The organism is Streptomyces sp. NPDC097619 (assembly GCF_040302735.1).
Lineage (GTDB): Bacteria > Actinomycetota > Actinomycetes > Streptomycetales > Streptomycetaceae > Streptomyces.
Genome location: NZ_JBEOSD010000105.1, coordinates 21,758 through 28,454, shown reverse-complemented (window position 1 = coordinate 28,454; position 6,697 = coordinate 21,758). Strand labels below are relative to the sequence as shown.

Sequence of the window (6,697 nt, the reverse complement as noted above, 5' to 3'; positions counted from 1 at the left end):
GTCCGCTCCGGGGGCCCCGGCGCCCACCTCCCCGCGCTCCCCGGGGGGGCCCGCGCCGACCCCGCGGGCGGCGCCCGGCGGCCACCCCCCCCGGCCCCCGGCCCCCACACCCCCCGCACCACCCTTCCGCCGCCCCGTGTCCCGCGTGGCCGCTTCCGCACGCCCGCACCCGCCCGCCCGACCGCCCCGAACCCCGGAGGAACCGGGTGATAGAGACCCTGCTGCCGCCCGCCGTGGCCGCCGCCGACGCCTTCCACGACCCCGCCGACGCCCCCCTCCACCCCGCGGAGGCCGCCGTCGTCGCCCGGTCCGTACCCGCCCGCCGCCGCGAGTTCACCACCGTCCGGCTCTGCGCCCGCAAGGCCCTCGAACGCCTCGGCCTGCCCTACGAACCGCTGCTCCCCGACCGGCGCGGCGCCCCCGGCTGGCCCGCCGGAACCGTCGGCAGCATGACCCACTGCGCCGGCTACCGGGCCGCCGCCGTGGCCCGCGCCACCGACTACGCCTCCGTCGGCATCGACGCCGAACCGGACCTGCCGCTGCGCCCCGGCACCCTGGAGACCATCGCCCGCCCCGAGGAGCGCCGCGAGATCGCCGCGCTCGCCGCGCACCGGCCCGAGGTCAACTGGGACCGGCTGCTGTTCAGCGCCAAGGAGAGCGTCTTCAAGACCTGGTACCCGCTGACCCGGCGCGAGCTCGACTTCGACGAGGCGGTCGTCGCGATCGAGCCCGCCACCGGACGGTTCACGGCGCGGCTGCTGGCCGAGGTGCCCGCGGAGCACGCCGCGCGGCTGGACCCGCTGGTGGGACGCTGGCTGAGCCGGTACGGGGTGCTCGTGACCGGCATCACCGTGCCCGCGGGGCGGTGAGCGGGAGGCGGTGAGCTCGGGGCGGTGGGTCGGGGGCGGTGAGCGCGGTGCCCGTCCGCGGTCGACGCTCCCGCCGTCAGCCGCGGGCCTGCGCGGACAGCAGGAGGCGGAGCGCGCGGGCGGCCGCCGGGTTCCCCGTGAAGTCGATCCCCGGGGGGACCTCGATCAGTTCCCCGTGGGCGAGCACCAGGACCCCGCAGGAGCCGGGACGGGCCGCGCCGGGGCCGTCCAACCACTCCCCGTACGCCGGTGAGGTGGTGTCCAGGCGGGCGCGGCTGCGCCGACCCACCTCGTCCATCAGGTCCGGCACCGCCGTCAGCTCCGCGACCGAGGCGAACGGCACCTCCAACACCGGTTCCTCCACCAACCGCACCCGGGGCTCCTCCTCCCGGCCCGGACCGTCGCCCGGCGGCTCCGGCAGCAGACCGCGCCCGAACCGGGCGTAGTACAGCAGGCTGTGCGCCGAGTCGATGCCCCCGGTGAACGGCCGGTCGAAGCGGACCTTGCGGGTGCTCGCCACGTACTCCCGGGGGATCCGCGGGTCCTCGGGCTCCGGCCAGTGCACCTCCCCGGTGGCCCGGTCCCGCCAGGGCACGTACCGGTGGATGTCGTCGGAGGGGGAGGGCGGCAGCAGCTCGATGCCGAAGCGGTCCGGGTCCTTGGCGACGATGGACCCGGGCGTCAGCGAGAACACCCCGATCCCGGCGGTCGTCCACAGCTTCTCGTGGTCCTGGAGGAACTCGTACGTGGCCAGCGCCTCGGGCCGGGACTCGGTGGGGAAGCCGGTGAAGCCCATCATCTGGGCGGCGACGCCGTTGCGGGCCAGCTCGGCGAGGACCTCCGGGACCCGGTCGATGCGGACCCCCTTGTCGATGAGGTCGAGGACGCGCTGGGTGCCCGACTCGTAGCCGAAGGACACCGCCACACAGCCGGAGGAGGCCAGGAGCTCCCCGGCGGACCGCTCGGGGAAGGTGCGCTCCAGCCGCAGTTCCGCCGCCCAGCGCAGGTCCAGCTCCGATCCGGCGAGGGCCGTCGCCAGGGTGCGCAGGTAGCGGGGGGACATGGCGTCCACCGCGAAGTACACCGTCCTGCCGAAGGCCGCGGCGGACCGCAGGTCCTCCAGCACGGCGGCCACCGGCCGCTCCCGGGAGGGCGAGGTGGGGCGGTCGGTGTTGAGGCCGTAGTCGCAGAAGGTGCACTTGTTCCAGTAGCAGCCGCGGGTGGGGCTGTAGAGGACCACCGGTTCCGGGGACCAGTACCGCTGCCAGTCCCACACCTCGTAGGCGGGGCCGGCGAGCCCGGCGACGCTGCCGTAGGCGATGTCGGGCGCGGGCCGGGTGCGGGTCATGACCCCGCCGATGCCGTCGAAGCCGGTGCCCGCCCGGTCCGCCCCGGCGGCCACCGCGTCGAGGATCCCCGTGAAGGCCGTCTCGCCCTCGCCGGGCACGATGAGGTCGGCGTCCCGGAAGACCCGCCAACAGGCCGCGGGGTCGGCGGCGTACTTGACCACGTCCCCGGTCTCCGTGCCCCCGAAGACGATCACCGCCTCGGGCAGGGCCTCCCGCACCAGACGGGCCATCCGCAGGGCCACCGGCAGCTGACTGGTGTAGTTCACGGACAGCCCGACCACCGCCCAGGGCCGCTCCCGCAGCCTCGGCAGGAACGCCTCCGTGAAATAGCCCTCGAAGGGCCGGGCCACCGCCGCGACCACCGCCGGATCGGACAGGTCGGCCGAACTGCAGAGGTTCACCGTGGACTTGCCGCGCATCGAGAACCCGTCGGCGGCACCCGGCGGCATCTCCAGCGCCAGCAACTCCCACCAGCGGCTCATCACGGCCACGGCCTGCGCGTACGTCGGCGGGTGGTAGAAGAGCTCCGGATCCCGGAAGACGGCGATCGCGTCCGTCGCGGAGCGGGCCGTCAACCCCTCGGCGGCCAGGGCCTGCCGGTAGCGGATCTCGTCCTCCCGGCTCGGCGGGCCCGACCGCTCCGCGATCCGGGCCCGGACCCGCCGCGCGGACTCCAGGGCCGCGCCGAACCGCTCCGGCGCCGCCAGGTACTCGAAGGCGTCGAGATTGGCGTCCACGCACCCGTGGGCGCCGTGCCCCGCGGCCTTGGCCGCGCCCACCAGGTACGGGATCGAGTGGTACGGGGTGGTCGGATCGGTCACCGGCGGGTTCACCAGCAGATAGGGGACCTCCACGGGGGGCCGGCCCGGCTCCGGCGCGGGACGCGGCGGCCTGCCCAGGGGGACGAACACGCTCATCGCTGCGACTCCTGACTGCTGTCCTGCCGGACCGGGACGGGACCCGACCCCGGGCCCGAGGGTGCCGCGCCCGCCCCGGGAGAGGGGACGGCGGCCGGTGACGGGGAGGGGGTCGGTGAGGGGACCGGGGCGCGCGCCGGACCGGTGTACTCGGTGCCCGCGCGGTGGGTGCGGAACGGCCGTTGCGTGAGCGCGCCGAGCACGGCCAGGGCGATGGCGGCGCCGGCCACCGGGAAGAACGGGGCCGCGCCCAGCTGCCGGACCCCGAACCCGGCCACCGCCACCGACACCGGGAAGGTGCCCATCACGGCCAGCATCACCAGGCTCATCACCCGGCCGATGAGGTGCGGGGGCGTCCACACCTGGAGCATGGTGACCACCACGATGTTCTGCCAGCCGCTGGCCACGGCGTACACGCACACGCAGACGGCGGCCCCCACCAGCCCGCCCGCGTACGGCACGGCGCCCAGGGCCACGCCCATGACCACCGCCAGCACGGCGAACAGGTAGGCGGGCGACTCCACCGGCCGGCTGCGGGCCGCCACCACCGATCCGGCCAGACCGCCCAGGCTGAGGCAGGTCAGGAGCACCCCGTAGCCGGTGGCCCCCATGCCCTCGTGGGCCAGACCGGGGAGGGCCACCTCGATGGTGCCGTTGAAGGCCAGGTTGCAGACCAGGGCCACCACCAGGATCACGTGCAGGAGCCGTCCGTGGCGCAGGAGTTCGCGGAAGGTGGGGCCCGTCTCGCGGGCCTTGCCGGCCCCGTCCGCGGCCGCCGTGCCCTCGCCCTCCGGGCCGTCGGCCGCCCGCTCGGCCTCCTTCTCGGCGGTGGTGCGGACCCGTGCCAGCACCAGGGCCGACACCAGGAACGAGCAGGCGTCCACGGCCAGGGCGGGGCCCGCCCCGAAGGCCGCGACCAGCGCCCCGCCCGCGGTCGGCCCCAGCAGCCCGCCCGCTTGGTTGACCATGGTGGACAGGGCGTTGCCGCGGCCCAGCTCATCCTTGGGCAGGAGGGCGGGCAGCAGGGTGTAGGAGGCGGGGATGAACATGCCCGAACAGGCGCCCAGGATCACGGCGATGGGGGCCAGGGAGGCCAGGGTGGGGGTGCCCGTCGCGGCGAGGACCGCGAGGACCCCGACGGCGGCGGCCCGCACCAGGTCGGTGAGGAGCATGATCCGGCGGCCGCCGTACCGGTCGGCCACCACCCCGCCGAGCGGGATGGTCACCACGCGGGGGATGCCGTAGCAGGCCAGGACGGTGCCGAGGAGCACGGGCCCGCCGTCCCCGGACAGGATCAGCCAGGGCAGGGCCACGGCGTAGCAGTAGTCCCCGACGGTGGAGGACAGCTGTCCGGCGAGCAGCAGCCGGAAGCCGCGCACCGCCATCGGTCCGCGGCCGAGCGCCGTACGGAACTTCCCCGGGGGTGCCGCCACGTCTCCTCCTGGTTCTCCTGCGTCGGGTGGGATGGGGATGGCGAAGGGGCCGGGGCTGGGCGGGGCGCGTCGGGTCAGCGGCCGGGGGGTGCGGGGAGGGGCCGCAGGAACTCGCCGATCACCGCGGTCACCGTGCGGGGCGGCGGCAGGGCGAGGTTGGGGCGCAGGTCCCGGGTGGAGAGTTGCCAGGCGGGGGCCTTGACCGGGTCCACGACGGCGTGTCCGTCGGCGCGGAGCCGGTCCACGTTGCGCCGGACCGGGGGGCGTTCCCACATCCGGAGGTTCATGCTCGGGAAGAACAGCACCGGGTCTTCGTGGGCGAGGAGCACCGAGCCGAGGAGTCCGGCGGCGAGGCCGTGCGCGGCCTGTCCGAGGAGGTCGGCGGTGGCGGGCAGCACCACGATCCGTTCGGCCCAGTCGGCGAGGGCGACGTGCCCGGTGGTGAACTCGTCCTCGCCGTCGCAGTGGACGGCCTCGCAGAGGAGCCGCATGGTGGCGGGCGGGAGCAGGGCGGCCGCGGCGGGGGTCATCACCATGCGGATCTCCACCTCCGGGCCGAGGCCGGTGCGCAGGTCCATCAGGTACTGGGGGAGGGCGAGCACGTTGCCGGAGCCGCAGACGCCGAGCAGCAGGCGGCGTGCCGGGGGGCCGCCGCCGTCGGCGCCGCCGGTGCCCCCGCCTCCGCTCCGGCCCTCGTCCCGGCCCGCGCCGTCCGGTCCCGTCCCGGGGGCGGCGGTCACCGGGCCGCCGCCGCGGCGGGGCGCAGCCCGCACTGGGCGGCCACCAGGTCCAGGCGGTCCTGGACGTTGAACTTGTAGCCGGGGCAGGGCGGATGGCCCTCCTGCCAGGCTTTCGGGCAGGAGCCCCCGCAGGTCGGCATGAACACGCAGTCCCGGCACCAGGTGGTGCCGCGGGCGATCTCGTCGTTCCAGCCGTCGAAGGGCCCCACCGGGCGGCCGGGGGTGGTTCCGGCGCGATCGATGTGGGTCAGGGCGAGGGTCCGCTCGGCCTCGGGGACCAGCGGGTACTCGCTGCACGAGAACACGTTGCCGGTGCTGCTGATGATCTCCGCCGAGGTGGTGGTGGCGGGGCACAGCACGGTGGTCGGGGTGTTCGGGAGGAGCCGGGCGCGGAGGCCGTGCGCCAGCAGCAGCCGGAACCACTCGGCCTCCCGCTCGGCGAAGCCGCGTTTGGACACCTCGATCGCGGAGACGTCGTTGCCCCAGGAGTGCACCGGAACGATCGAGAACGTCACCCTCGGGTGGGAGAAACCGAGTTCCGCCATGAGCTCGATATAGCGCGGGACGGCGTCCTGGTTGTGGGCGTCGACATTCGTGCGGAACGTGAATCGAGCAGACTGTAATTCAGGTGCGTGGAGGACGGAACGGACGGTGCGCACGATTTTCCAGAAGGATCCCTGGCCGCTTTTCAGAGGTCGGTGGGAATCGTGGATCTCGGGGGGTCCGTCGATGGTGATCTCGAAATGGTCCACCCCGCAGGCCCGGATGAGGGTGTCCGCTTTCGACCGGGTCAGCAGGGAGCCGTTCGTGACGAGCACCGAGGAGTAGGCGGCGCCGCGTTCGGCGGCCGCGCGGACGAAGCCGGGGGCGAGGTCGCGGATGACGGCGTAGCCCATCAGCGGTTCGGCCCCGAACCAGTCGACGCGGACGCTGCGGGTGTCCGGGGCGGCCACGGCCCGCAGGACGCGGGCGCGCACCCGGTCCCGGTGGCCGGCGGTGAGGCCGCCGCGGGTGTGCTGCTGCCCGCAGTAGGCGCAGCCCATGTTGCAGTAGGAGGTGGGCAGGAGGGCGATGTGGACGGCCGAACGGTCGGCGTTGGCGCGGCGGTTGCGGTCGAGGACCGAGGTCAGCTCGTCCTGTCCGTCCGGTACCAGCACCTCGGCGGCGCGCAGCGCGCCGGTCCAGGCGGGGGAGAGCCCGCCGGGGTCCCCGTCCTGGAGGGCGAGGGCGGTGGCGGGGTCGACCGCCAGGGTGTGCGCGGTGCGGGTGCTGTACGCCAGCCGTACCCGCACGCCCGTGGCGTCGGCGTACGTGCGGTCGCTGAGCACCAGGTATCTGCTGACTCGGTCCATCCCCAACCTTCCGCGGTCCCTCCGGGCAGACGGTGTC

Annotated in this window: 5 protein-coding genes; 1 reads left to right on the top strand and 4 read right to left on the bottom strand. The window is 75.1% G+C overall.

Features of this window, described 5'->3' with window-relative positions:
• Positions 1-206 precede the first annotated feature (206 nt).
• On the top strand, positions 207-869 hold the full coding sequence (locus ABTZ17_RS25165) for a 4'-phosphopantetheinyl transferase family protein (RefSeq protein ID WP_352197970.1): 663 nt from the start codon (positions 207-209) through the stop codon (positions 867-869).
• Between the two features lie 76 nt (positions 870-945).
• Here the strand turns inward: ABTZ17_RS25165 and ABTZ17_RS25160 are convergent, their stop codons facing one another.
• From ABTZ17_RS25160 to ABTZ17_RS25145, 4 genes are all read right to left on the bottom strand, one after another.
• Positions 946-3,135 carry a B12-binding domain-containing radical SAM protein gene (locus ABTZ17_RS25160; protein WP_352197969.1) on the bottom strand — a complete coding sequence of 730 codons (2,190 nt, stop codon included), beginning with the start codon at positions 3,133-3,135 and terminating at the stop codon, positions 946-948.
• Positions 3,132-4,568 carry an MFS transporter gene (locus ABTZ17_RS25155; protein ID WP_352197968.1) on the bottom strand — a complete coding sequence of 479 codons (1,437 nt, stop codon included), beginning with the start codon at positions 4,566-4,568 and terminating at the stop codon, positions 3,132-3,134. The genes ABTZ17_RS25160 and ABTZ17_RS25155 overlap by 4 nt, the downstream gene beginning before the upstream one ends.
• Positions 4,569-4,642: 74 nt before the next feature.
• The gene (locus ABTZ17_RS25150; RefSeq protein WP_352197967.1) at positions 4,643-5,308 is read right to left on the bottom strand and encodes a flavoprotein; all 666 of its coding nucleotides are present in this window, start codon (positions 5,306-5,308) and stop codon (positions 4,643-4,645) included.
• A complete protein-coding gene (locus ABTZ17_RS25145; protein WP_352197966.1) occupies positions 5,305-6,660 on the bottom strand; it encodes a radical SAM/SPASM domain-containing protein in 1,356 nt (451 codons plus the stop codon). Before ABTZ17_RS25145 ends, ABTZ17_RS25150 begins: the two co-directional genes overlap by 4 nt.
• Positions 6,661-6,697 lie beyond the last annotated feature (37 nt).

Coding starts and splice junctions, on each gene's coding strand:
- ABTZ17_RS25160 (WP_352197969.1), bottom strand. CDS start 3,135: ATGAGCGTGTTCGTCCCCCTGGGCAGGCCGCCGCGTCCCGCGCCGGAG.
- ABTZ17_RS25145 (WP_352197966.1), bottom strand. CDS start 6,660: ATGGACCGAGTCAGCAGATACCTGGTGCTCAGCGACCGCACGTACGCC.